Annotated in this window: 27 protein-coding genes and 1 pseudogene; 14 read left to right on the top strand and 14 right to left on the bottom strand. The window is 69.4% G+C overall.

Features of this window, described 5'->3' with window-relative positions; all coding sequences use genetic code 11:
* Window positions 1-6 precede the first annotated feature (6 nt).
* Entirely contained in the window at window positions 7-1,494 is a 1,488-nt protein-coding gene (locus tag AC1U89_RS09050; RefSeq protein WP_479899384.1) for a DUF1254 domain-containing protein, read from the bottom strand.
* A 335-nt stretch (window positions 1,495-1,829) separates the two neighbouring features.
* Between AC1U89_RS09050 and AC1U89_RS09045 the strand changes: the two genes are divergently transcribed.
* Window positions 1,830-2,129, top strand: a complete 300-nt coding sequence (locus AC1U89_RS09045; RefSeq protein ID WP_479899383.1) for a hypothetical protein — start codon at window positions 1,830-1,832, stop codon at window positions 2,127-2,129.
* A 244-nt stretch (window positions 2,130-2,373) separates the two neighbouring features.
* Window positions 2,374-2,664, top strand: a complete 291-nt coding sequence (locus AC1U89_RS09040) for a hypothetical protein (protein WP_029908234.1) — start codon at window positions 2,374-2,376, stop codon at window positions 2,662-2,664.
* A 111-nt stretch (window positions 2,665-2,775) separates the two neighbouring features.
* Here AC1U89_RS09040 and AC1U89_RS09035 read toward each other — a convergent pair whose 3' ends face one another.
* The 3 genes from AC1U89_RS09035 to rpmB all read right to left on the bottom strand — a co-directional run bounded on the left by AC1U89_RS09035 (window position 2,776) and on the right by rpmB (window position 4,666).
* The gene (locus tag AC1U89_RS09035; protein ID WP_479899382.1) at window positions 2,776-3,525 is read right to left on the bottom strand and encodes a DUF4328 domain-containing protein; all 750 of its coding nucleotides are present in this window, start codon (window positions 3,523-3,525) and stop codon (window positions 2,776-2,778) included.
* 108 nt (window positions 3,526-3,633) lie between these two features.
* Window positions 3,634-4,170, bottom strand: coding sequence for a hypothetical protein (locus AC1U89_RS09030; protein ID WP_479899381.1), 537 nt, complete (start codon window positions 4,168-4,170; stop codon window positions 3,634-3,636).
* Window positions 4,171-4,366: 196 nt separating this feature from the next.
* Window positions 4,367-4,666 carry a 50S ribosomal protein L28 gene (gene rpmB / locus AC1U89_RS09025; RefSeq protein WP_029908231.1) on the bottom strand — a complete coding sequence of 100 codons (300 nt, stop codon included), beginning with the start codon at window positions 4,664-4,666 and terminating at the stop codon, window positions 4,367-4,369.
* A gap of 242 nt (window positions 4,667-4,908) precedes the next feature.
* Here rpmB and AC1U89_RS09020 point away from each other — a divergent pair, with 242 nt between their 5' ends.
* The 3 genes from AC1U89_RS09020 (at window position 4,909) to AC1U89_RS09010 (ending at window position 6,251) form a co-directional block, all read left to right on the top strand.
* Window positions 4,909-5,352, top strand: coding sequence for a DUF3617 domain-containing protein (locus AC1U89_RS09020; RefSeq protein ID WP_479899380.1), 444 nt, complete (start codon window positions 4,909-4,911; stop codon window positions 5,350-5,352).
* Window positions 5,353-5,461: 109 nt separating this feature from the next.
* A complete protein-coding gene (locus tag AC1U89_RS09015) occupies window positions 5,462-5,938 on the top strand; it encodes a RebB family R body protein (protein ID WP_479899379.1) in 477 nt (158 codons plus the stop codon).
* Window position 5,939: 1 nt separating this feature from the next.
* Window positions 5,940-6,251, top strand: a complete 312-nt coding sequence (locus AC1U89_RS09010) for a hypothetical protein (protein WP_479899378.1) — start codon at window positions 5,940-5,942, stop codon at window positions 6,249-6,251.
* Between the two features lie 212 nt (window positions 6,252-6,463).
* On the opposite strand, the gene AC1U89_RS09005 is transcribed toward AC1U89_RS09010, so the two are convergent.
* Window positions 6,464-6,853 carry a nuclear transport factor 2 family protein gene (locus AC1U89_RS09005; RefSeq protein WP_479899377.1) on the bottom strand — a complete coding sequence of 130 codons (390 nt, stop codon included), beginning with the start codon at window positions 6,851-6,853 and terminating at the stop codon, window positions 6,464-6,466.
* Between the two features lie 133 nt (window positions 6,854-6,986).
* On the opposite strand from AC1U89_RS09005, the gene AC1U89_RS09000 reads away from it, so the two are divergent.
* A complete protein-coding gene (locus AC1U89_RS09000; RefSeq protein ID WP_479899376.1) occupies window positions 6,987-7,889 on the top strand; it encodes a LysR family transcriptional regulator in 903 nt (300 codons plus the stop codon).
* Between the two features lie 194 nt (window positions 7,890-8,083).
* Here the strand turns inward: AC1U89_RS09000 and AC1U89_RS08995 are convergent, their stop codons facing one another.
* Window positions 8,084-8,671 carry a methylated-DNA--[protein]-cysteine S-methyltransferase gene (locus AC1U89_RS08995; protein ID WP_479899375.1) on the bottom strand — a complete coding sequence of 196 codons (588 nt, stop codon included), beginning with the start codon at window positions 8,669-8,671 and terminating at the stop codon, window positions 8,084-8,086.
* A gap of 77 nt (window positions 8,672-8,748) precedes the next feature.
* The gene (locus AC1U89_RS08990) at window positions 8,749-9,039 is read right to left on the bottom strand and encodes a DUF1330 domain-containing protein (protein ID WP_479899374.1); all 291 of its coding nucleotides are present in this window, start codon (window positions 9,037-9,039) and stop codon (window positions 8,749-8,751) included.
* 131 nt (window positions 9,040-9,170) lie between these two features.
* Here AC1U89_RS08990 and AC1U89_RS08985 point away from each other — a divergent pair, with 131 nt between their 5' ends.
* Complete coding sequence (locus tag AC1U89_RS08985) at window positions 9,171-10,808, top strand: amidohydrolase (RefSeq protein WP_479899373.1); 1,638 nt, start codon at window positions 9,171-9,173, stop codon at window positions 10,806-10,808.
* Window positions 10,809-10,999: 191 nt separating this feature from the next.
* Here AC1U89_RS08985 and AC1U89_RS08980 read toward each other — a convergent pair whose 3' ends face one another.
* Window positions 11,000-11,428, bottom strand: coding sequence for a nuclear transport factor 2 family protein (locus AC1U89_RS08980; protein ID WP_479899372.1), 429 nt, complete (start codon window positions 11,426-11,428; stop codon window positions 11,000-11,002).
* A gap of 78 nt (window positions 11,429-11,506) precedes the next feature.
* Window positions 11,507-12,112, bottom strand: coding sequence for a hypothetical protein (locus AC1U89_RS08975; protein ID WP_479899371.1), 606 nt, complete (start codon window positions 12,110-12,112; stop codon window positions 11,507-11,509).
* 170 nt (window positions 12,113-12,282) lie between these two features.
* Here AC1U89_RS08975 and AC1U89_RS08970 point away from each other — a divergent pair, with 170 nt between their 5' ends.
* Both AC1U89_RS08970 and AC1U89_RS08965 read left to right on the top strand, forming a co-directional pair.
* The gene (locus AC1U89_RS08970) at window positions 12,283-14,835 is read left to right on the top strand and encodes a helicase-related protein (RefSeq protein ID WP_479899370.1); all 2,553 of its coding nucleotides are present in this window, start codon (window positions 12,283-12,285) and stop codon (window positions 14,833-14,835) included.
* Window positions 14,832-15,122 (top strand): RNA-binding S4 domain-containing protein, encoded by a 291-nt coding sequence (locus AC1U89_RS08965; RefSeq protein ID WP_479899369.1) that lies wholly within the window; start codon window positions 14,832-14,834, stop codon window positions 15,120-15,122. The genes AC1U89_RS08970 and AC1U89_RS08965 overlap by 4 nt, the downstream gene beginning before the upstream one ends.
* Here the strand turns inward: AC1U89_RS08965 and AC1U89_RS08960 are convergent.
* Window positions 15,114-15,268, bottom strand: a pseudogene (locus AC1U89_RS08960) (hypothetical protein). The gene AC1U89_RS08965 and the pseudogene AC1U89_RS08960 sit on opposite strands and share 9 nt — an antisense overlap.
* 79 nt (window positions 15,269-15,347) lie before the next feature.
* On the opposite strand from AC1U89_RS08960, the gene AC1U89_RS08955 reads away from it, so the two are divergent.
* Both AC1U89_RS08955 and AC1U89_RS08950 read left to right on the top strand, forming a co-directional pair.
* A complete protein-coding gene (locus AC1U89_RS08955; RefSeq protein WP_479899368.1) occupies window positions 15,348-16,139 on the top strand; it encodes a hypothetical protein in 792 nt (263 codons plus the stop codon).
* A gap of 70 nt (window positions 16,140-16,209) precedes the next feature.
* Window positions 16,210-16,821 (top strand): hypothetical protein, encoded by a 612-nt coding sequence (locus AC1U89_RS08950; RefSeq protein ID WP_479899367.1) that lies wholly within the window; start codon window positions 16,210-16,212, stop codon window positions 16,819-16,821.
* Between the two features lie 18 nt (window positions 16,822-16,839).
* On the opposite strand, the gene AC1U89_RS08945 is transcribed toward AC1U89_RS08950, so the two are convergent.
* Window positions 16,840-18,933, bottom strand: coding sequence for a putative bifunctional diguanylate cyclase/phosphodiesterase (locus AC1U89_RS08945; protein WP_479899366.1), 2,094 nt, complete (start codon window positions 18,931-18,933; stop codon window positions 16,840-16,842).
* Window positions 18,934-19,177: 244 nt separating this feature from the next.
* Here AC1U89_RS08945 and fdxA point away from each other — a divergent pair, with 244 nt between their 5' ends.
* The 3 genes from fdxA (at window position 19,178) to AC1U89_RS08930 (ending at window position 21,438) form a co-directional block, all read left to right on the top strand.
* On the top strand, window positions 19,178-19,519 hold the full coding sequence (gene fdxA / locus AC1U89_RS08940) for a ferredoxin FdxA (RefSeq protein WP_018062341.1): 342 nt from the start codon (window positions 19,178-19,180) through the stop codon (window positions 19,517-19,519).
* A 458-nt stretch (window positions 19,520-19,977) separates the two neighbouring features.
* Complete coding sequence (locus tag AC1U89_RS08935; protein ID WP_029908206.1) at window positions 19,978-20,484, top strand: CarD family transcriptional regulator; 507 nt, start codon at window positions 19,978-19,980, stop codon at window positions 20,482-20,484.
* A 147-nt stretch (window positions 20,485-20,631) separates the two neighbouring features.
* On the top strand, window positions 20,632-21,438 hold the full coding sequence (locus AC1U89_RS08930) for a hypothetical protein (RefSeq protein ID WP_479899365.1): 807 nt from the start codon (window positions 20,632-20,634) through the stop codon (window positions 21,436-21,438).
* Window positions 21,439-21,564: 126 nt separating this feature from the next.
* Here AC1U89_RS08930 and AC1U89_RS08925 read toward each other — a convergent pair whose 3' ends face one another.
* The 3 genes from AC1U89_RS08925 to AC1U89_RS08915 are packed head-to-tail and all read right to left on the bottom strand — an operon-like array spanning window position 21,565 to window position 24,133.
* Window positions 21,565-22,737 (bottom strand): hybrid sensor histidine kinase/response regulator, encoded by a 1,173-nt coding sequence (locus AC1U89_RS08925; protein WP_479899364.1) that lies wholly within the window; start codon window positions 22,735-22,737, stop codon window positions 21,565-21,567.
* On the bottom strand, window positions 22,734-23,312 hold the full coding sequence (locus AC1U89_RS08920; protein ID WP_479899363.1) for a chemotaxis protein CheB: 579 nt from the start codon (window positions 23,310-23,312) through the stop codon (window positions 22,734-22,736). The genes AC1U89_RS08925 and AC1U89_RS08920 overlap by 4 nt, the downstream gene beginning before the upstream one ends.
* Window positions 23,309-24,133 (bottom strand): CheR family methyltransferase, encoded by an 825-nt coding sequence (locus AC1U89_RS08915; protein ID WP_479899362.1) that lies wholly within the window; start codon window positions 24,131-24,133, stop codon window positions 23,309-23,311. The genes AC1U89_RS08920 and AC1U89_RS08915 overlap by 4 nt, the downstream gene beginning before the upstream one ends.
* Between the last annotated feature and the right edge of the window lie 2 nt (window positions 24,134-24,135).

The following is a 24,135-nucleotide window of genomic DNA, read 5'->3' as shown; positions in this document are numbered from 1 at the left end:
GGCCTCTCACCCCACGCGCGTCACCTCGGGCAGCACATAGGTCCCGTCCAGGATCGCCTCGGTCGGCACATAGGTTCGGACCAGCAGGGCGAACTGTCCGGCCGGCGCGGGCAGCCAGTTGGCGCGCGCCGTCGCGTCGGCGGGCTCGCGGTTCGACAGGGTCAGGGTCAGGGAGCCGTCGGGGTTGAAGACCAGCTCGTCGGCGTCGAGGTTGACCGTGCCCAGGTTGTTGCGGCCGTTGGGGCTGGGCGTCAGGAAGTAGTAGTCCTGGTCGTACATCGACAGCGACCAGAAGCCGCCGCGCGCGCGGTCCACCGGCGGCAGGCCGCCCTTGGGGAAGGTGACGGCGTAGGTGTAGCGGCCCTGGAGCAGGGCGCCCTTCGCGTCGGTGCCGCGCACGAAATAGACCGCCTCGTGGAAGTCGTTCACATAGATGTAGATCACGGCCGCCTGGGCGCGGCCGAACCAGTCGGTCCCCCAGGCGCCGCCGTTCTCCTGCCGTTGCCAGCCGCCGCCCGCCCCGACGCCGACCTGGTGGTACTTGGCGGACTCGAACAGTTCGCTCTCGGCGACCAGGGCGACGCGGTCGATCAGCGCCTTCCAGGCCGGATCGGAGGCGCGCAGGGCCAGTAGGGTGCGGGCCTGGTCGACCATGGGGGCGTCGTTGGGCGCGACCTTGGGATTGGCGTCCAGGGCCTTTTCCAGGTCGTCCCAGAAGCGCGCGGCGTGGACGGGGCGGATGCGCAGGATGTCGGGATCGGCGGCGATGAGCTCGGGCGTGATCGGCGGGGGATAGACCTTGTTGCGGGCGCTGGCCTCGCAGTCGAAGGCGCGCAAGCCCGGCGTGTCCTGGCTGAACGGGTAGACGCCGATCTGGTTGAGCACCGCCCGCGCCTGGGCCTTGGACTCCGCCGAGCGGGCCATGAAGCTGCGCCCCATCGCCAAGGCGATATTTGTGGGCGAGCGCAGCACCTCGACGAAGCCTTCGGGCGTCTCGCCTCGCCAGTCCGGGCCCACCAGCAGGAACTTGCCGCCCGGCGGGCCCGAGGCTGAACCGAGCTGGCGGATCACCGTGGTGAAGAGGTCGGCGATCTGGATCGTCCAGTAGTGCCCGGGGGGAGCGTCGGTCGGCGTCTGGATCACCACGCCGTCGGCCGCCAGATCGAGGACGGAAACGCCATAGATGGTGTCGCTGTTGGGCGTGACGACCTTGCGCTGGGCCGGCGACATGTAGTCGTCCAGATAGCCCATCACGTTMTTGGGCGACCCGGGGAAGAGGCCCATGGTCGCGCCGGGGCCGTCCTTCATGACCTCCCACGCGTCGGTCCGCCCGAAGGTGTCGACCGCCGGATAGCCCCAGTAGAAGACGACCTTGGCCAGGGCCTCGACATAGGCCTGGTTGGCCAGCTGGGCGGCCACGCCGCCGGAATTGGCCAGGTCGGGATGGGCGGCGTTGAACTGGCGCGCGACGTAGGGGGCGGCGGTGTCCGGCATGGCGGCTCTCCTTGACGGCCGGCAGCCTAGGGCGCGGGGGGCGGGTCCAAAATCGAGAGATGCCCGATCCTGGAGGGCGGGTTTGCCCTAGTGGCCAACCGGGTCCGGCGAGGTGAGGCGGCTTCATGTCCAAAGTTCGGGCGCTCGCGCCGCCAAGCTAGGCGGATGAGTGTTCCTGGAGATAGTTTCCTTTGAAACTCAATATTTTACTTCAAACGACAGCGTTGTCATGTTACCGCTACCTTCGATGGTTTGAGCGGGCGAGATCCCAACGGCCGTCAGAGGAACGCACCGGGAGGTGGTTGAACCCCAACCCCCTTTCGGAAGTAAGCATCATGAAGACTCTGTTTGTCCTGGCCGCTTCGGCCCTGGCCCTGTGCACCGCCTCGTCGGCCTTCGCCAACGAGCAGCACGTCAAGGTTCGCGGCCGCACCGACGCCGCCATCCACGCCGACATCGTCGCCGCCGCCTCGTCGATCTGCCGCGAGGACGTGGGCAACCACGCCGACGACCTCTACACCTACTGCGTCCGGGAAGTGACCCGCACCGCCGTCCTGAAGGTGGGCAGCCCCACCCTGAAGGCCTATGACCGCCAGGCCTTCCGCAGCAACGGCATCCTGAAGGTCAGCTACTAAGCCGCCGCGTTCCGGCCCGGTCCCGCGCGGCTTCGGCGGCGCGGGACCGGGTTACGGCCGCGCTTCCCCGCGACAATTCGTGTCAACCGGTTTTGCGTCCGCACTGCAATATAACCGTTGATAAGTGACGAGCGACAAGTTACAGCTTGAGCAAGGGCGGCAGAGCGGGCGAGATCCTGGACCAGCCGCCAGGGGAAACGTGTTTCGGACGGGTTGAAATCAACGCTGTCCTGGAATCCGTCCCATGATCCGCACCATCGTCCTGGCCGCCTCGGCCGTCGCCCTGTTCGCCGCCGCTCCCGCCGGCGCCGCCGAAGTCCGCATCAAGACCGCCGGCAAGGCCCCGGCCGAGCTGCGCGCCGAGATCGTCAAGGCCGCCTCGACCGTCTGCTGGCAGAACGTCCGCGGCGAGAGCCTGGCCACCTACCTGTATCCCTCGTGCGTGCGCGCCTCGGTCAACGACGCCGTGAGCAAGCTGAACAACCCGGAACTGGCCTCGTACAACGACGCCAACCCGGCCATCCGCGCCCGCTAAGGCCAGTTGCCCAACAGTACGGGGGAGACCGCGTAGCGTATCGGTCCTCCGCCTTTGGCGATTGCAAGGAGCCCTCCCCGGTCCCCGGGGAGGGCTTTTTCTTTGGGGCGTTCAGGACGGCTTGCGCGGCGCGTAGATGACGCCCGGCGCCGCTGTCGCGCGCGGCTCCACCACGCGCACCGTGCGCGGCGCCGGCTCCAGGACTTCCGGTTCGGGGAGCGCGTTCGGCGAAAGGGTGTCGCCCAGCGCCCCTTCGTCCTCGTCGGCCGGGCCGAACTCGGCCGCCACCTCCACTACGGTCGCCTGCAACCGCGTGATGCGGCGGGCCAAGGCCAGGGAGGTCAGGCTGGACGCGGCGATGATCGCTTGTCCCAGCAGGTTGGGAGCGCCCCCGAACACCCACATCCAGGACATCATGAGGCCTAGCGCATACGCCCCGAACCAGAACAGGACCATCCGGCTTTTGCCGGCGTCGCCCCCGCTGCCCCTCCATAGGTCGTAGGCGACCGACAGCGGCATGAAGAGGTTGATCAGCGGAATCAGAAACCAGCCGACGCCGTTCCAGGGCGAGTGCTTCATCCTGGCGCCGAGCGCGTGAGCCCTTGTGCTGGCGGCGTGCAGCCAGACCAGCCCCGCGACGCCGCAGACCGCGGACGAGGCGATCACGGCGATCTCCAGGATCAGGCCGACATCGAGCCCGGGCGGAAAAACGCCCGGCAGGCGCGGTATGCGGTCTTCGGCGTACTCGTGCGTGACCCAGGCGAACAGGCCGGCCCGCAGGACGTGCAGGACCAGGCTCAGCGCGGTGACCACGCTCAGCCAGAAGAGCGGCGTGGATGCCTGTCGGTCCTGTCGATTCATGCGCCCCCCGGCGGCAACCCTCTCAAGCGTGAGTTGAGCTGCGGCCGACGGCCAAGTCAACCGACGCGGGCCAGGCGCGAGACGCGAAAGGATCCGCCAAGCCGGCCGCTATTTCGCCGGCGTCTGGGTCTGCAGGATCGGCAGCATCGAGGCCAGCTTCAGGTCGATGGCCATGCTGAGTCGGCGGTCGATCTGGAAGAAGGTGGCCGCCTTCACGCCCGGCAGGGTTTTGCCCACGATCGGCACGTACTTGGACCGCAGGGCGGCCAGGCGGGTGTCCTGGTCCAGCCAGCGGCCGATGAAGTCCATCGCGCCCTTGTCGTCGTACTGGCCGTACTTGTTCACATAGTCGGCGATCAGGGCGTACTGGTCGTCCTTGATCTTGGTCCGCTCGGCGGCGTAGCGGTCGTAGACCGGCCAGAAGCGGGTGGCTTCCGCGTCGCTCAGGGTCAGGGTCGCCGCGATGATCTGCTTGCGGGACGAACGCAGCTCCTCGCGCATGCCTTCCAGGTCGGCGGCGGTCAGGGGCTTGTCCGGCGCGGGCATGGCCTCGGCGGCGGGCGCCGCCTGGGCGTGGGCCAGGACCGGGGCCTGGGCGAGGCTCGCGCCCAGCAGCAGCGAGACGGCGAGGATTCTGAGGGTCATGGCGGTGCTCCTGTCGGCGGGCTCGGATGGAGCGTGGCCGCGGGGCAGCATCCGCAAGGGGCGGGGGCGTCGCAATCGGGGCTAACCCGGCCGCGCTCCCAGGGTTTTGCCGGGTAGGGGGCGTCAGGCTCCAGACGCGAAAAGGCCCGCGAGGCGAACCTCGCGGGCCTTTCGTCCGGCGTAAGCCGAGAAAGTCTTAGGCGGCGACCGCGGCGGCCTTGGCCTTGGCCTTGACCTGGGCCTTGATCTTCAGGGCGCGCGGCGACAGCTGCTCGTCCTTGGCGCCCAGCAGGAACACGTCCAGGCCGCCCTTGAAGTCCAGGGTGCGCAGCGCGGCGTTGCTGATGCGCAGCTTGAAGGTCTGACCCAGCGATTCCGACTGCAGCGAGGCGGGAGCCAGCGCCGGCAGGAAGCGGCGCTTGGTCTTGATGTTCGAGTGGCTCACATTGTGGCCGACCATCGGACCGACCCCAGTGAGTTCGCAACGGCGCGACATGTGGATACCTTGGGCTTAGGCGAAGCCGAAGGCTCCGCAACATGAATTTCGGCGCGCGATGGGCGGACCGCCGCGCGAGAGCGGGCGATATAGGCGAAGGGGCCTTCCCGAGTCAAGCCGCGCCTGACGGTCAATGGGCGTCTTGGGGGCGAGGCGGGCCTGGACGCGGCCCCAACATCGCCTTCAAACGCGGTTCATGTGCCGCTCTATATATAGAGCCGTCCCTGAAGGAGATCGACCGCATGCGCCTGCTCGCCCCAGCCCTGATCGCCGGAACGCTGATTCTGGGCGCCGTGGCGGCCGTCGCGGCCCCCCAGATCGCCGGCGCCGCCGGCGCGCGCACGACGATTCTGCCCGGGCAATGGGAATACAGCTACCGGGTCGGCCCGATCCCGGCCGGCAGCGAGGACCGCTGCCTCAAGCAGGCCGATGTCGAGCAGTTCGCCAAGGGCATCTGCACCCGCAAATACACCTGCGACTACGACACCCGGGTGGTGCAGGACGGCAAGGTGTCGCTGAAGGGCACCTGGACCGACAAGAAGGGCCGCGTGGCGCCCGTGGACGCCAAGGGGACCTACACCCCCGAGAGCTTCCGCCTGAACGTCCATATGAAGACCATCAACGGCATCCCTCTGGCCGGGGTGATGGAGGCCAAGCGCGTCAGCGCCGAGTGCAAGCCGGACTAGAGGCGGGGCGGGCGTTTCGGATAACGCCGATTGCCAAGCTGGGAGTCGCGCGCGAAGAATGCCGCCGCACGACCGGAGGCTGATCTCCGGGCAGTCCGGAGAAGACGCCATGGCGCTCGACACCCCCGTCAATTCCCAGATCACCGACGCCGTCACCCAGACCAACGTCAAGGTGCTGGGCGACGCCCCGGCCATGGCCCTGGGCGCGATCTACCAGAGCCTGGCCCATTCGACGGGCATCCTTTACGAGAACGCCACGGCCGCCCAGCAGAACCAGGCGATCCTGGCCCAGGCCGCGACCACCCAGGGCGTGATGCAGCTCTACAGCGTGGGCGCCGGCGTCGACGCGGCGACCGTGGCGAAGCTGACCCAGTCCGATGTTCCGGACAATCTGCTGTCCCTGCTGACCGCCCTGCGCGCCTTTGGCGGGGGCGACGTCCAGGCCCAGGCCAAGGCGGTCGAGGCCGCCCTGGCCGCCATCAAGGGCCTGACGCCCGCGTCCGCCCAGCCGGCGGCTTCGACCAAGCCTGCGTCCGCCACCAAGCCCGCGACCTCCCGGCGTCCGGCCGCCAAGCCGAAGGCCTGACATGGCTGCTTCGGGAGGGGCCGCCGCCTCGGGGGAGGCTCCGGACCCGGCGGCGGTCGTCCTGCGCGCGGCCGCCGTCCAGTCCGCCGCCCTGGTCCTGGTCAGCGCCGCCCAGCACCTGCAGCGCACAACCGTGCTGGTCGAGGCGGCGACGGCGGCGGGCCTGACCCGCGCCCTCGCGTCCGGAGCGGGCCCCGGCGAAGCCTCGGCCGAGGTTCTGGAGGCCTCGCGCCTGGCGATGGACGAAGCCATGGAGACCTATCGCCAGGCCCTGGACACGGCGATCGCGCTGGGGGCGACGCTCTCGCCCTGACGACCCGCCGCTGTTCCAGCCCCGGCGCGCGCGAAAACGTCGCCATGCCGATTGTGGTTAATCCGAATTAAGCTACAATAGCTTGTAGGGAACAAACACTGAATCGGGCGAAGTCGCTGATTCGGTCATGATTCGTTTCGCTCGTGTTCGACGAACGGTGAACCGGCGTTAACCGCCAAGCTTCCCCGCTTATCCGGTCGGCGCCCCTTCTTTCAGGCGGCTCCCCGTTCGGGCGCCTCCAGGGCCTCGGCGACCAGCTGGGTGTCCATATATTCGGTCAGGGACCGGATCTTTCCGTCCGCCAGCCGGCAGACCCAGCAATAGGTGTTGTCGTACCGCTTGCCGGTCTTGGTCGTGACCTTGCCCCGGCACTCGACCACCACGGTGTCGCCCTCGGCGATGATCGCGTCGGCCGTGTTCAGGTACTGGTCGGCGAACTGGGCGAACAGCGGGCCCAGCAGGTCGCGGCGGATGGCGGCCTTGCCGGTGTAGACGCCCGACCAGGGCGTGGTCCCGATCATCCGCCAGACCGTGGTCCCGTCCAGGCTGTCGAGGAACAGCCGGGCGTCGCCACGCGCCAGGCCGTCGAAGATGGCCCGCATCAGTCGTTTGTTGTCGTCTGTCTTATCGTTCTCAGGCGCGCTCATGGCGGTTCTCCGGTCTCGAGGGAGCCCCATCATCCGGTGGCGAACATCATTCATCCAATCGATGCTGATGATGATCTATATTCACCGAATGAACCTCGCCAAGCTGGACCTGAACCTGCTGGTGGCGCTGGACGCGCTGCTGGCCGAAGCGAGCGTCGGGCGCGCGGCCCTGCGCCTGAACCTGTCGCAGCCGGCGGTCAGCCAMGCCCTGCGCCGCCTGCGCGAGGCGACTGGCGATCCGCTGCTGGTGCGGGTGGGGCCGCGCATGGCGCTGACGCCGCGCGCCGAGGCCCTGCGCGCGCCCCTGGCCCAGACCCTGGATCAGGTGCGCGGTCTGTTCCAGGACCAGGGCTTCGACCCGGCGACCAGCGCGCGCGGCTTCCGGCTGATGATGCCCGACCTGTGCGTCGACCTGCTGATGCCCGCCGTGCTGGACCAGGTGGCCGCCGCCGCGCCCGGCGTGCGGCTGGACGTCGTGCCCTGGCGCGGCCCGGCGGTGCTGACCCCCGACTTCGCCCGCACGGTCGACCTGGTGATCGCCTGGACCGGCGAGGCCTATCCCGGCTTCCACCGCCAGTCGCTCTACACCGACCGCGACGCCCTGGCCGTGCGGCGCGGGCATCCGGACGCGGGGCGGCTGTCGGACCTGTCGGTGTTCAACGCCGCCCGCCACGTGGCGGTGGTGGGGGCGGGCGAGCGTGACGACGCCATCGAGCCCTTCCTGCGCCAGAACGGCATAGAGCGGCGCATCGCCCTGGCCGTGCCCAGCTACCTGCAGGCCCTGCGCATGACCGCCCGCTCGGACCTGGTGGCCTTCGTCCCCGGCCGGCTGATCACCGCCCTGGCCGGGCCGCTGGACCTGCTGCGGGTCGAGCCGCCGATCGATCCGGGCGAGGACCAGCAGTACCTGTTCTATCCGGTGGAGGCGCGGATGGACCCGGGCTCGATCTGGCTGCGCGAGCTGGTGCTGCGGGTGGGGCGGGGGCTGTAGGTCGGAGAGGTTGGCCKCCATCGGTTCGGCCGATAGAAATCGCGCCCCAAAACCGTTGTCATCCCGGAAGCCTCGCAGAGGCTGTCCGGGACCCAGGGGACGGGGCTGGCGCGTTACGGTTCACCTGGGTCCCGGACAAGCGCTCCGCGCTTTCCGGGATGACACCAAAATTTAGGGTGCAGGCGGGTTCGACCCTACCGCCCCCGCTTCGGCGCCACCGAGAACTCCAGGTCGAACAGGGTCGGCACGTCGTTGGTCCGGGCCCGCTCGATGGTCAGCATCCGCGCCTTGGTCTGCAGGCCGCCCGGCGAGGAGAAGCCGCCCGGCTTGCCGTCGGCGCCCAGCACGCGGTGGCAGGGGACGATGATCGGCCAGGGGTTCTCGCCCATGGCCTTGCCGATGACCCGGGCCGCGCCCGGTTCGCCGACGGCCTTGGCGATCTGGCCGTAGGTGATGGTCTCGCCCGGCGGCACGGCGCGGGCGATCTCGTAGACCCGGCGGTTGAAGGGGGCGACCACGTCGTAGTCCAGCTCGACGTCGGTCAGGTCGTCGCGCCCGCCCGACAGCAGGTCGTTGATCCGCTCGATCACCAGCTGGACCTCCGGCGGCGGCGCGGCCTCGACGGCGTCCGGATAGCGGCGGCGCAGGCGGTCCCACGAGGCCCCCGGCGTCGGGTCCGGCAGCTGCGCCCCGGTCAGTCCCCGTTGGCCCCAGGCCAGGCCGCAAAGCCCGATCGGCGTGTCGAAAAGCGCGAAGCCCTGGGTCGGGGACGAGGAAGTCATGGGGGCAATATAACAGCGCGACGCGACGGTTGGAGAGGGGGCGGGATGTCGGAGTCCGATATCCGCTATCGTCCCGCTCAGTCGCAGCCGTCGACCAGCACCAGCCTGCTGTCGGTGGTGGCGTGGCGCACGGCGAACAGCGGCTGGGCGTCGGGATCGTCGAGGAACGCCCGCGCGTCCTGGCGCGAGGGGAACTCCAGGATCACCATCCGCTGCGGCGCCCAGTCGCCCTCCATGACCGTCGGCTCGGTTCCCTGGACGACATACTTGCCGCCGTGCTTGGCGATGAAGGCCGGGATCTGGGCCACATAGGGCATGAAGCCGCGCAGGTCGCGGATGGCGAAGTCGAGCACGAGGTAGGCTTTCATCGTCTTTCCCGGCGCTACTGAGGTCAGGGTGAGTTTCGCGACCGGGCGGCCGACGGCAAGTCCAAAGGTCAAGGTTCCAACCCCGCCGTTCCTGACCTAGATTTCCCGGTTCTTGCTGTCGGGAGATCGTCGTGCGCCGCATCCTCACCCTCGCCGCCCTGCTGGCCTCAACCAGCGTCCCGGCGTTCGCCGGCGACATCTTGATCCACGGCGGGCCGATCCACACCGGCGTCGCCGCCACGCCGAGCGCCGAGGCGGTGCTGATCCGCGACGACCGCATCGCCTTCGTCGGCGACCTGGCCGCCGCCAAGGCCAAGGCCAAGGCCGCCAAGGACGCCCGCGACATCGACCTGAAGGGCGCGGCGGCCTTCCCCGGCTTCGTCGACGCCCACGCCCACCTGACCGGCATCGGCCTGCGCGAGCTGACCCTGAACCTGGACCAGACCACCTCGGTCGAGAGCCTGGTGGCGGCGGTGAAGGCCTATGCCGACGCCCATCCCGACGGCCCGATCTACGGCCGGGGCTGGATCGAGACTCACTGGCCCGAGAAGCGCTTCCCCAACCGCGCCGACCTCGACCGCGCCGCCCCGCGCCGGGTCGTGGTGCTGGAGCGGGCCGACGGCCACGCGGTGGTCGCCTCGACCGCGGCCCTGGCGGCGGCCGGCGTGACCAAGGACACCGTCGCCCCGGCCGGGGGCCAAATCCTGAAGGGTCCMGCCGGCGAGCCCGACGGCATGCTGATCGACCACGCCCAGGGCCTGGTGGCCGGGGTGATCCCGCCGCCGTCCGACGCCCTCAAGCGCCAGGCCCTGGAGAAGGCCGGCGCCCTCTACGCGTCGCGCGGCTGGACGGGCCTGGCCAATATGAGCGTCGACAAGGGCGATCTGGTGATCCTGCAGGGGCTGGCGCGGGAGAAGCGGTTCAGCCTGCGCGTCGACAACTACATGGACCCGGCCAGCGCCGACGTGGTGCTGCCCGTGGGGCCTTCCCAGGACGGCACGGGGCTGATCCGGGTGCGCGGGATCAAGCTCTACATGGACGGCGCCCTGGGCTCGCGCGGCGCGGCCTTGCTCGAGCCCTACAGCGACGCCGAAGGGCTCGGATTGCAGCTGACCCCGCGCGACAAGGGCCTCGACATGATGAAGCGGGCCAAGGCCGTCGGCGCCCAGGTGGCCATGCACGCCATCGGCGACCGCGGCAACCGCATGACCCTGGACTGGTTCGAGGAGGCCCTGGCGGGCGACACCCAGGCCCGCTGGCGCATCGAGCACTCCCAGATCGTCACCGACACCGACGTGCCGCGCTTCGCCAAGCTGGGGGTGATCGCCTCGATGCAACCCAGCCACGCCATCGGCGACCTCTATTTCGCCCCCGCCCGCCTGGGCAAGGCGCGGCTGCACGAGGGCTATCGCTGGAAGGACTTCCTGGACAGCGGGGCGGTGATCGCCGCCGGCTCGGACGCCCCCGTCGAGGTCGGCGACCCGCGCATCGAGTTCTACGCCGCCGTCTACCGCCACAGCCTGGACGGCTTCGCCAACGCCGACTGGAGCCCGAACGAGGCCGTCACCCGCGACCAGGCCCTGCGCATGCTGACCTGGGCCCCGGCCTACGCCGCCTTCGCCGAGCAGGACCGCGGCACGCTGGAGGCGGGCAAGAAGGCGGACGTGACGGTGTTCTCGAAGGACCTGATGACCGTGGCCCCGCCGGAAATCCTGAAGGCCGACGCGGTGCTGACCATCGTCGACGGCAAGGTGGTGTTCGAGAAGTAGGGCCCTCCCCGGTCCTTATCGGCCGTCATCCCGGGCCTTGTGCCCGGGACCCCTCTGTCCGCCGCAGGTGCAGTGGGGGCGGTTCGCTGGCGAACCGCTTGCATGTCACAGCTCAGTTGAACCAGGGGTCCCGGGCACAAGGCTCGGGATGACGGCGTGTAGGGGAAGGGGAAACTTGACCTGCGCGGCCCCTACCGCACCACCGTCGCCTGCCGGGCCGTCAGCAGCCACTTCTCGCCTTCGGGGCGCCACAGCTCGGTGAAGCGGCGGTGGACGGTCTGGCCGGCCAAGGGATTGGGCGGCTTGGGCACCACGGTCTCCTCGCCCATCAGCAGCACCATCTCGCCCCGCAGCGAGGCGTGCTCGAGCAGGCGCTCGTACTGGCTGTAGGCGATCTTGCCGTCGGCGTTCAGCTGGCGGACCACGGCGCTGGCGGCGACGATGTTGCCGGGGTTGTTGACCACCAGCTCGGGCGCCAGGGCGGCGGCGAACACCGCGTACTCGTCGGCGATCAGGGCCGCGTCCACCTTCTCGACGGCGTGCATCACCGCCGCGATCTTGGCGTCGCGCAGGGCTTCGTGCACCTCGGCGCTGGCGGCTTTCCATCGGGAGTTCTGCACGGCTGGATCCTCCTCGTCGGACAGGATCAGAACGCTCTCGACCGTGGCTGCGTTGCCGGGCGGCGGGGCTCCGCCCCGTCAGGCGAGGATCGCCGCCCGCCTCCTGTCCCCCTCAAGGACGCCGAGGTGGTCGTGCAGGGTCTGGACCTCCTCGCGCAGGAGCCGTCTCACCTTGGCCTCCACCTTGGCGGGGTTGGTGACCATCATCTCGCCCCGGAGAAGGTCGTCGAGCTCCCAATAGAGGCCATAGATGTACTCCAGGCCCAGTTCCTGCTGGGCGAAGGTTTCGTCCGGACGGTCGGTCAGCCGCGCCGGATGGACCACCAGCCGGCGCTCGCTGGCGTTGGCGAAGCGGGCGATCGCCAGGTCCATGGCTTGCATGAACCGTGCGTCGGGCTGGGCCAGGGCGACGGCCAGGTGCAGGCGCAGGGCGACCAGCAGAGCTTGGTCGTGTGTGAAGGTCGCGCCGACCAGGGCGGCCAGGGCGCGCTCGAAGCCCGGGCGCAGGTCGTCGAGGCGGGGATCGATCTCGCCGGCCAGGACGGCGACGTCCGGCGACGCCTCGTCGAGGTCCTGTTCCAGCCAGGCCTGGCAGACCTGGACCACGTCCCGCGCCGTCAGCAGGTCGAGGCGCCAGAGGGCGGCCAGTTCGACGGGGGAGGCGGCGGCGACGACGGCGGACATGCGCTATCGTTGGCCGATCGCCGCCGCGGCGTCCACTTCCGGGTTCGTCATCCTCGGAACAAGTCCGAGGATGACGGGCGTTAGGGGAGGGTGGAGCGCGCCCCTTGGCCCCACGTCCTACCGAAAGCCCCCCGCTTGCCCCGCCGCGATTCCCATCCCACCTTTGGACCATGAGTGACCGTTCGACAGGCCTGGCCCCTTCCAAGCTGACGGCGGTGCTCGGCCCCACCAATACCGGCAAGACCCACCTGGCCGTCGAGCGGATGCTGGGCCACGCCTCGGGCATGATCGGCCTGCCGCTGCGCCTGCTGGCCCGCGAGATCTACGACCGCATCGTCAAGCTGCGCGGCAAGGCCAGCGTGGCCCTGATCACTGGCGAGGAGAAGATCGTCCCGCCGCGCGCGGCCTATTTCGTCTGCACGGTCGAGGCCATGCCGCTGGGCCGCGAGGTCGAGTTCGTGGCCATCGACGAGATCCAGTTGTGCGCCGACCCCGAGCGCGGCCACATCTTCACCCACCGGCTGCTGCACGCTCGGGGGCGGTTCGAGACCATGCTGCTGGGGGCGGGGACCATGGCACCCCTGGTGCGCCGCCTGCTGCCCGACGCCGAGATCGTCACCCGCGAGCGGTTCTCGACCCTCACCTACACCGGCTCCAAGAAGCTGACCCGCCTGCAGCGGCGCACGGCGGTGGTCGCCTTCTCGACCGACGCCGTCTACGCCATCGCCGAACTGATCCGCCGGCAGCGGGGCGGGGCGGCGGTGGTCATGGGGTCGCTCAGCCCGCGCACCCGCAACGCCCAGGTCGCGCTCTACCAGTCCGGCGAGGTCGATTTCCTGGTGGCCACCGACGCCATCGGCATGGGCCTGAACATGGACGTCGACCACGTGGCCTTCGCCGGCCTGCGCAAGTTCGACGGCAAGCGCACCCGCTGGCTGCACCCGCAGGAGGTGGGCCAGATCGCCGGCCGGGCCGGACGCTTCACCCGCGACGGCAGCTTCGGCGTCACCGGCGACTGCGAGGAGATGGACGAGGACCTGGTCGAGGCCGTCGAGCACCACCGGTTCGAGCCGGTGATGGGCGCGGAATGGCGCAACGCCCGGCTGGACTTCGGCAGCCTGCAGGGCCTGCTGCGCTCCCTGGCCGAGCCGCCGCCGCGCGGCGGGCTGAAGCTGGCCGAGGAGGCGCTGGACGAGCGCACCCTGCGCAAGCTGGCCCAGCAGGACGACGTCATCGCCCGCTGCAAGGCCGACCGCTCGGCCCTGATCCGGCTGTGGGACGTCTGCCAGACGCCCGACTTCCGCAAGACCACCGACGATGATCACCAGCGCATGGTCCGCACCCTGTTCGACGACCTGACGACGGGCAGGAAGCGCCTGCCCGAGGACTGGATCGCCGGCCAGTTCAAGGCGCTGGACCGCACCGACGGCGAGATCGACAGCCTGGCCGCCCGCCTGTCGGGCGTGCGCACCCTCAGCTACATCGCCAACCGCGGCGACTGGCTGCACAACCCGGCCCACTGGCAGGGCGTGACGCGGCAGCTTGAGGACCGGCTGTCCGACACCCTGCACGAGAAGCTGATGGCCCGGTTCATCGACCGGCGCACCAGCGTCTTGATGCGCCAGCTGGGCGACCGCGAGACCATGCTGGCCGGGGTCGGCGCCGACGGGGCCGTGACGGTCGAGGGCCACATCGTGGGCCGGCTGAGCGGCGTCACCTTCGTCCAGGAGAAGGGCGCCAGCGCCCTCGAGGAGAAGGCCCTGCGCAACGCCGCCCAGCGGGCGGTCACCCCCGAGGTCGCCCGGCGCCTGGGCCAGCTGGCGGCCGAGGCCGACACCGCCTTCACCCTGACCCCGGACGGGGCGGTGCTGTGGAAGGGCGAGACGGCCGGCGCGGTGCGCGCGGGCGGCAACCTGATGCAGCCGCGCGCGCGGCTGCTGGGCGAGCTGGGCGAGGCCAGCGTCCGCGAGCGCGCCGAGCGGCGGTTGGACGCCTTCCTGGCCGGCGAGGTCGACCGCAAGCTGCACGGCCTGCGCAAGCTGGAGCGGGCCCTCTCCGGCGGCGAGCTGAAGGGCCTGCCGCGCGGCCTGGCCCACCGGCTTCTTGAAGCCGGCGGCGTGCTGGACAAGCGCGCGGTCGACACCGACCTGAAGGCCATGAGCCAGGCCGAGCGGCGGACGCTGAAGAGYCTGGGCGTGCGGATCGGGGCGTTCAGCCTGTTCCTGCCCTCGGTGCTGCGGCCCGAGGCCCTGGCCACGGCCCGGGCCCTGACGCCGGGMGGCTGGCGTGGCGAGAGCGAGCGCCTGGCCGCCGCGCCCAGCCCGACGCCGGACGCCCGCGCCCTGGCCGCCAACGGCCTGCGCCTGGTGGGCAAGCATGTGGTCCCGGTCGAGATGCTGGAGCGGCTGGACGCCCTGCTGCGCGAGGGCCAGCGGCCCGGCGGGGTGGTGCTGACCGACGCCGCCCGCGACGCCCTGGGCTGGACCCCGGCCGAGGCCGCCGCCGTGCTGCGGGCGCTCGACTACACGCCCGCCATCCGGCCCAAGGAGGGCGACCCGATCGTCTGGAAGCGGCGCGGGGCGGCCCTGCCCGAGCCGCGCGTCAAGGCGCGTCCCGACTCGCCCTTCGCGGCTCTCGCCAAGCTGACCGAGCCGCCGCCGCGCCGGAAGAAGCCGCGCCGCCGCAAGCCGGCCGCCGGCGCCGCCGCCAAGGCTTCCGCATGACCGACGCCGATCCCGGCCATTGCCGCGCCGACGTCTGGCTGTGGCGCGCGCGGTTCTTCAAGACCCGCTCCCTGGCCGGCCGCTTCGTCGAGGAGGGGCGCATCCGGTTGACCCGGACGGGCGTGGAGAGCCGCGTCGACAAGCCCTCGCGCGGCCTGCGCATCGGCGATGGCCTGGTGTTCGCCATCGGCGGCCGCGTGGTGTCGGTGCGGGTGCTGGGCTTCGGCGAGCGGCGCGGCCCGGCGACCGAGGCGCGTGAGTTGTACGAGGCGGTGGACTCAGAATGATCCCTCTCCCCTTGCGGGAGAGGGTGGCCCGCGTAGCGGGTCGGGTGAGGGGTTGATGGCCAGGTCAGCTGCGCACGGCGGAAGGTTCTGAGAGACCCCTCATCCGTCGGCTTCGCCGACACCTTCTCTCGCAAGGGGAGAAGGATTTCACCACCTTCGCGAGCATTCTCGATGGACCTTCCTCGTGAACGCTCTAGCTTGGCGCTTCTGAGTGGGGAGCTTCGCATGATCCGTCGTTTCGTCCTGGCCGCGAGCCTGGCCCTGGCCATGGTCCATCCCGCCCTGGCCGCCGACAAGCCGCCGCCGATCCGCGCCTTCGACATCCCGACGATCGAGCGCCTGGGTGCGGCGATCTATCGGCAGGACCGGGCCGCCTGGCTGGCCACCGACGCGCTGCAGGAGAAGGTCCAGGACCTGGAGGGCGTCGGGCTCAAGGGTTGGATCGTCGAAGGCGAGGGCGACGCCGAGAAGGTGCGGTTCCTGCGCGACGTCGGCGGCGGGCTGGAGGCCGGCTATGATATCGTGGTCGACGCCAAGGGCGCCGGGGCGGTGGTCGAGCCGGCCGACCKGTCGCTGACCGCCGACGAGCGCGCGGCCTTCGCTGCCCGCCAGACGGCGATCCAGAACCTGCCGGGCGCCTGCCGACAGGGCTACAACAGCGTCGTCATCCATGACGTCGAGGGCGACGGCTGGCTGGTCTGGCTGCTGGCCCCCAGCCCGGCGCGGGACGCGATCCCGTTCGGCGGCCACTACCGCTTCTCGATCAGCGCCGACGGCCAGATCGTCAAGCGGGTCGACGCCCTGTCGGCCAGCTGCCTCACGCTGAGCGCCAAGCCGGACCTGCCGCCCGGCGCCAAGGCGGCGATGCTCTACGTCACCCACATCGTCTCGCCGACCCCGGTCGAGACCCATGTCTTCCTGCAGCTGATGTACCACGTGCCGATCGCGGTCGGGACCGGCAAGGACAAGGCCTGGATCGTCGACAACGGCAAAATCTCGCCGCTGAAGATGAAGTAGGCCGGCCGCGACTTCCCGAGAAGCTGTGCCATAGTCTCCCGGTGAGGCTTTCGCGCTCGGGGGAGACGCCATGAAACATCGAGCCGCGCCGGGAGCGATCCTGGCCCTGTCGGCCTTGGCCTGCGTCGTGTTTGGCGGGGCGGGCGTCGCCGCGAAGCCGAAACGCCTCTCGGGCTTGGCGCCGCCGACGACGGGCGGAGTCTATGTCGACCATGGCGGTTGTCCCGGCGAGGGTTGTTCCATGCACGGCAAGATCCAGGCCGCGGCGATGGTCACGCTCTATGACAGGCCTGGCCCTTCGGCCGCGGCGGTCGGCCGCCTGGAGGCCGGCGAATGGGTGGAGGCGGTCGACACCGAGGTGCGCCTGGTCCCGGTTCGCGGCGTCGTGCGCGAGAGCGGCAAGCTGCCGCGACCGCTGGCCAGGGGCGATGTCGTCTATGGCCTCACCCCTACGGGCGAGGGCTGCCTGGACCTGTGGCGCAAGGGCGCTGTCCTGGACTGGTGCGACCCCGAGAGCATCGGGCCCGACTACGCCCGCATCGACTTCGATCCGCCGCCCGCCGGCGCGCCGCCGATGGTCTTCTGGGTGCGGGTCAAGCGCCTGACGGGGCCGGGCGGCTGGATCCGCGATGTGGCCGACATCCGCTGCGGCGGACAAATGGATCGCGAGGGTTGCCCATAGTCCGAGGCGTCAGGCCGCCTAGACCCCGAACCGCTCCAGGAATCCCGGCACCATCCCCGCCGGCATCGGCCGCGAGAAGTGATACCCCTGGATCTGGTCGCAGCCGTAGTCGGCCAGGGCGTCCAGCTGGGCCTGGTCCTCGACGCCCTCGGCGACCACCTTCATGCCCATGGACGAGCCCAGGGTGATCACCGCCTTCACGATGGCGGCGTCCTCGGCGTTCTGGACGAAGGACTTGTCGATCTTCAGCCGGTCGATGGGGAACTGGCGCAGGTTGGCGAGGCTGGCGTAGCCGGTGCCGAAGTCGTCCAGGGCGATCATCACCCCGGCGGCGTGCAGCCGGCGGACGGTGTCGCTGACCATCTCCGAGCCCCAGCCCATATAGACGTTCTCGGTGACCTCGATGGTCAGGCGCTCGCAGGGCACGTTCCAGCGCTGGAGCCGGTCCTGGACCTCTTCGGCCAGGCGCCCGCTGCGGAACTGGGCGGCCGAGATGTTGACCGCCACGCGGCCGAACTCCACGCCCTGGTCCAGCCAGTCGCGCATCTGCTTCAGCGCGGTCTCGAAGGCCATGTCGCCCAGCTTCAGCGACAGGTCCTGGTCCTCGAAGGCGGCCAGGAAACGGTCGGGGGTCAGCACGCCCTGCTCGGGGTGGTCCCAGCGCATCAGGGCCTMGAAGCCGCTGACGCTGTGCGAGGCGATGTCGACGATCGGCTGGTAGTAGAGCACGAACTCCTTGGCCGCGATCGCCGCGCGTACGTCGCGCAGCAGCTCGACCCGCTGCTCCAGGGCCGAGCGCATCGAGGGATCGAAGACGACGCTGCGGTTGCGGCCCTCGTCCTTGGCCCGGTAGAGCGCGATGTCGGCGTTMTTGATCATGTGGCTGGGATCGGCGTCGAGGTCGCCGTGCAGGGCCGCCCCGATGCTGGCGCTGACCGAGAAGCTGCGGCCGCCGTGCTCGATGGGCCGGCGCAGCAGGTCCTGCAGGGCGTTCACGGGCCGCATCATGTCGGCCTCGGAATGCAGGCCGCGCAGGATCACCGCGAACTCGTCGCCGCCCAGGCGCGCCACGGTGTCGCCGGCCCGGAAGGCCGCGTGCAGCATCTCGGCCAGGCGCTTGAGCAGGGCGTCGCCGGCGTCGTGGCCCAGGGTGTCGTTGATGTCCTTGAAGTGGTCGACGTCGATCATGATCAGGCCGAACAGCTCGCCCATCATCTCCGAGGCGTCGACGGCCTCCTGGAACTTGCGATTGAAATAGGCGCGGTTGGGCAGGCCGGTCAGGCTGTCGCGGAAGGCCAGGTTCTCGACGGCCTCGGTGTGGCGGCGGCGGTCGGTGATGTCCTTGAACAGGTTGACCAGACGTTCCGGTTTCCCATCCGCGCCCAGGAACTTCTTCCCTACAGAGCGCACCCAGGTCTCGACCCCGTCGTCGCGGTTGAGGCGGAACTCGAAAACCTGGGCCTCGCCGTCCTTCCGGTTGCGCACCAGCTCGGCCATCTTCTCGCGGTCGTCGGGATGGACGATCTCCAGCGGGTCGGTCTTGAACAGGCACCACTTCTCCAGCTCCGGCGAGGTGCCCGAGCAGTAGATCTCGCCGGTCCGCAGGTCGTATTCGCGGACCATCAGGTCGTCGAGCTCCAGGGCCATCTTCAGGCGCTGCTGGTCGCGCTCGGCCTTCAGGGCGGTCTCGGCGTAGCCGCTGACGTCGCGGGCGGTGACGATCACCGCCAGGGTGCGGCCGCTGTCCGCCAGGGTGGCGGCGAATTCGGTGCGCCAGATGCGCGGCGCGGCGCCGTCGCCATTCTTGTCGGGCAGCGAGATGGCCCGATAGCGCGAGAACGGCTCGCCGAACGCCACGCAGCGCTCCAGGCTGTCGACGTCCTCGGGGCTGACCAGGGCGCGGCGGAAGTCGTCGCCCAGCGCCAGGTCGGGGCTCAGGCCGTGGCTTGCCCAGTCGGGACTGACGGCCGTGAGGCGGAAGGCGTTGTCGACCAGGGCCGCCGCGAAGGGCGCATGACGCACGAACGTCTCGAAGGCGTCCATCTGGGCGCCCGGCGTCTTGGTCTCGTGGTCGGTGATCGAGACGTCGGGGCGCACGGCGGTTCTCGTCATGGGTCGGGTTGTCGACTTCTTGTTTGTTTTCCTCGGCTTGGTTGTGACCGAGCTTCGATAAGAAAGGGTAACGTAACGACGGTATATGGAGATCCGAGCCTATTTAAGGTGGCTCCGGACGCCCTTCTCGGGGCAGGTGTCAGAAATCCTGCGCCCCCGCGCAGCCAAGCCGCATTGACATTCGGCCGCCCGGCTTCGAAAACGCGGCCCTCTCGCGCTAGTCCCGGAACCGACTGAGCCCTCGATGACCTACATCGTTACCGACGCCTGCATCAAATGTAAGTTCATGGACTGCGTCGAGGTGTGTCCGGTCGACTGCTTCTATGAGGGCGAGAACTTCCTGGCCATCAATCCGGACGAATGCATCGACTGCGGCGTCTGCGAGCCGGAATGCCCGATCGACGCCATCAAGCCCGACACCGAGGACGAGCCGGACGGCAAGTGGCTGCGGATCAATTCCGAATACGCCAAGATCTGGCCGAACATCACGGTGAAGGGCACGCCGCCGGCCGATCGCGAGGCGTTCGAGCGCGAGACCGGCAAGTTCGAGAAGTACTTCAGCGAAAAGCCCGGCAAGGGCAGCTGAGCCGGTCGGGCGCCGCGACGCCCGACCCCTGACGGCGTCCCGATCCGGGGCGTCGCGACTCGCCCGGCGGGCCTCCCGCTCCCGCTTCGCGCGCGAACGCCAAAACCGAGCGTTTCGGCGAAAAATTCGGCGAAAAACCTCGGGAAGCTTGCCCGAACCGGCCGGATCGGGCGGCTAAACAGGTCGCAAGCCTTTCATCAAGCTGAATTTTATGATATTGTCGGTTCCGACGTAACGGTCGCGATGTGTCGCGCCTGCCCGTCATGTGGACGATGTCAGCCGGGAAACCGGCGCGCCCGATCGAAGGCGAAGGGTGACTTAAGAACTATCCCAATCCCGACCGGTCTTGGCCCCGCAAGCATTTCGCGGACGGGTCCCTGTCGCCGTTTGGGACGCCCTTTGGATGTTTTCGAGACGCGGTGTTTTGGGCTCTGCCCGAACTTATTGAGGACGAACGAATGAGCAAGAGCGGTCTGGAATTCTCGGTCGGCGATCACGTCGTTTACCCCGCGCACGGCGTGGGCAGCATCCAGGGCGTCGAGACCCAGGAAGTGGCCGGGATGTCGCTCGAGGTCTACATCATCACCTTCGACCACGAAAAGATGACCCTTCGCGTGCCGACCAAGAAGGCCAAGACCGCGGGCCTGCGCCCGCTGGCCGAAGGCAATGTCGTGTCGCAAGCCCTGACCACCCTGAAGGGCCGCGCCCGCGTGAAGCGCACCATGTGGTCGCGTCGCGCCCAGGAATACGAAGCCAAGATCAACTCGGGCGACCTGATCTCGATCGCCGAAGTGGTCCGCGACCTGCACCGCGCCGAGAACCAGCCGGAACAGTCCTATTCCGAGCGTCAGCTCTATGAATCGGCCCTGGACCGCATGGCCCGCGAAGTCGCCGCCATCGAGCGCATCGACCGCGAAGCCGCCATCGGCATCCTGACCAAGTCGCTGCTGAAGAACGCCGCCTAAGCGTTTCTCGCCATCGATCTCGAAGCGCCCCCGGACCCCGGTCCGGGGGCGTTTTGCGTTTGGGGCGTGCGGCGGGGTCGCCTGACCGCAACATTGGCTGCAACATTGGCCTGCCAGACTGGGCGACCTGTCGAAGGAGGAAGACCGATGCTCCCGCTGCTCCTCGCCGCCCTGGCGCTCCAGGCCGCGCCCGCGCCCGCGCCCCCGGCCGACGCGCCGGCGCGCAAGGCGCAGACGCTCCGCCGCTACGCCGGCGACGCCACCCAGGGCGCGGCGGTCGGACCGGCCGACGTCTATTCGGTCAGCAATTCCAGGCTGGTCCGCTTCGACAAGAAGACCGGCGAGAAACGCGCGGAATGGACGGGCGACAAGGCCCGCTTCCCGCACATCAACGCCTGCGCCGTGGTCGCCAAGGACCTGGTCTGCGCCAGCTCCAACTTCCCCGCCACGCCCCAGGTCAGCACCATCGAGGTGTTCGACCCTATGACCCTGGCGCACCGGCGCAGCACCGCCCTGGGCCTGGGCACGGGCTCGGCCACCTGGGTCGACCGCCACGACGGCTTCTGGTGGGTGATGTTCGCCAACTACGACGGCCGGGGCGGCGAGCCCCCGCGCGACCATCGCCACACCACCCTGGTGAAGTTCGACGACCAGTGGCGCCGGCTCGAGGCCTGGGCCCTGCCGGCCACGGTGCTGGACCGCATCGCCCCGATGAGCATCTCGGGCGGCGGCTGGGGCCCGGACGGCAAGCTCTATCTCAGCGGCCACGACCGGCCGGAGCTGTACGTCATGCAGCTGCCGATGGGCGGCGGCGTGCTCGACCACCTCGACACCATCGGCATGGAGGCCGAGGGCCAGTCCATCGACTGGGACGAAAGCCAGCCGGGGGTGCTGTACGGGATCACGCGGCAGACGCGGGAGATCCTGGCGATGCGGGTTCTGGTGGGGCGGTAGGGGGTGACCAGGAAGACGAACTTGCGTGCGTTGCCCAGCAGCGGCTAGGGCGCACGTAAGGGCACCGTGAACGGCGAGATTTAGCGCTAGCTGGGCAACCGGCATGCCATGTTTGGAAACCGCACCCTAAGCGCTGATTGGCCCGTCCGGTGGGCCGGCGGCGATGGGAAGGGTGACGATGAAGGTGCTGCCCGCGCCCTGACCCGCGCTCTGGACGTCGATCCCGCCGCCGTGAAGCGCGACCAGCTGCTTGACCAGGGCCAGGCCGATCCCCAGCCCGCCCTGGGCCTTGGTCAGGTGGTCCTCGACCTGGGCGAAGATCTCGAAGATGCCCGCCTGCATCTCGGGGGGAATCCCCACGCCCGTGTCGGACACCCTGATCTCGGCGACGCCGTCCTGGACCGTGGCGGACAGGGACACGGCGCCGCCCGGGGGCGTGTATTTGGCCGCGTTATTGAGCAGGTTGGCCACCACCTGGGCCAACCGCGTGTGATCGGCGTCCAGCCAGATCGGTTCCTCGGGGAACTCGGTCGTGAACCGGTGGGCCCCGGCGTCGATGTTGTGCTGGCTGGCTTCGATCGCCGATCGAAGGATTTCGCGCAGGTCGAGCCGTTCTTTCTTCAGCGAGATCTTGCCCTGGTTGACCCGCGAAACGTCGAGGAGATCGTCGACCAGGTGCGATAGGTGGGTGAGCATCCGGTCCATGCGGATTCGGATGTCCCGCGCGCGTTCGGGCGGGTTGTCCTTGCCCAGCAGGTGAAGGCCGCCGGTCAGGGCCGCGACCGGATTGCGCAGTTCGTGCGCCAGGACCGCCAGGAAACTGTCCTTGTGGCGATCGGCCCGCCGCAGGGCCTGGGCCGCGGCTTCCAGTTCGTCGCGCTGCATTTCGATCTGTTGGCGCTGCCGATGGAGATCGAAGAACACATTGGCCTTGCTGCGCAGCACATGAGCCTCGATCGGCTTCTGGATGAAGTCCACAGCGCCGGCCTCGTAGCCCCGGAAGCGGCGCAACGCGTCGACGTTGCCCGCTGTGCCGGCGGTCACGAAGATGATCGGGATGTGACGCGCTCGCTCGTTGCCGCGCATGAATTCGGCCAGCTGGAAGCCGTCCATGCCGGGCATCTGCACGTCGAGCAGGGCCAGGGCGATATCATGCACGAGCAGCAGCTCGAGCGCCTCTTCGCCCGAACGCGCCTTCAGGCAGGTCAGGCCCTCGCGCTGCAGCAGCGCCTCCAGCGCCAGCAGGTTCTCGTCGAGGTCATCGACCAGCAGGAAGTTGATCGGCTTTTCCGCGATCATCGCGTAGTCCCCAGACTCGACAGATAGGATGCGATCGCATCCAGGGTCATGACCTTCGCGGTCGAAACGGCGTCCAGCGCCGCGGCGGGCATGGCCGATGCATAGGCCTGGGCGGGGTCCTCGACGATCGCCACGCCGCCGGCGTCGGTCACGGCCTTCAGGCCTGCGGCGCCGTCATTGTTCGCGCCGGTGAGGATGACGCCGACGAGCGCCGGGCCATAGGCGTCGGCGGCGCTTTCGAACAGCACGTCGATGGAGGGGCGCGAATAGTTCACCGGTTCGTCGTTCGACAGCGCCAGGGCGCCGTCGGCCTCGACGAGCAGGTGGTAGTCGGACGGCGCGAAATAGATCACGCCCCCGACCATGGGCTCCTTGTCCTCGGCTTCCTTGACCGGGATTCGGCATTTGGCTTGGAACAGCGGCAGCAGGACGTTGGACCGGTCCGGCGGCACGTGCACGATCACCAGGACGGGCAGGGGGTAGCCGACAGGCAGCCGGGGTAGGATGGCCTGCAGGGCCTGGACGGCGCCGGCCGAGGCGCCGATCGCGATCGCCTTGATCGTTGTCCGGGTCACGGCTCGCGCCTCTGATAGATCTTTTCCTCGGGCACGAAGTCGGCGAATCCGGCGGCGTGCTTGGAAAAGCGCAGGCTCTCCTTCGACCCCAAACCCAGGAAGCCCTTGCGGATCAGGGAGTCGCGGAACAGGCCGATGGCCCGGTCCTGCAGCGCGCGATCGAAGTAGATCATCACGTTGCGGCACGAGATGAGGTGCATCTCGGCGAAGACCGCGTCGGTTACCAGGCTGTGGTCGGAGAACACCACGCGATCGCGCAGCGACTTGTCGAAGACCGCGCGTCCGTAGGCGGCGGTGTAGTAGTCGGACAGCGACGACTTGCCGCCCGATTTCTGATGGTTCTCGGTGAACCGGCGGATCCGGTCCAGCGGATAGAGGCCCGCCTCCGCGGCGCTCAGCGCGTCCGGATTGATGTCGGTGGCGTAGAAGAGCGTCCGCTCGTAGAGGCCCTCCTCGCGCAGGAGGATGGCCAGCGAATAGAGCTCCTCGCCGGCGCTGCAGCCGGCGATCCAGACCTTCAGCGACGGATAGGTCCGCAGGTGCGGCAGCACCTTCTCGCGCAGCGCCCGGAAGTAGGACGGGTCGCGGAACATCTCGCTGACCTGCACGGTGAGATAGCCGAGCAGGCGCGGCAGCATGTCGGGGTCGTGCAGGACGCGGTCCTGCAGCGCCGAGATGCTGGCGAAGCCGAGCTGATCGCGCGCCTGCACCAGACGCCGCTTGATCGACGCCCGCGCATAGTGGCGGAAGTCGTAGTGGTAGTGCTGGAAGAGCGCCTCCAGCAGCAGCTGGATCTCTAGGTCTTCGATCTTGTCGGGCACGG

The organism is Caulobacter sp. 05T431 (assembly GCF_056665975.1).
This window is presented reverse-complemented; position numbering and strand designations above follow the sequence as displayed.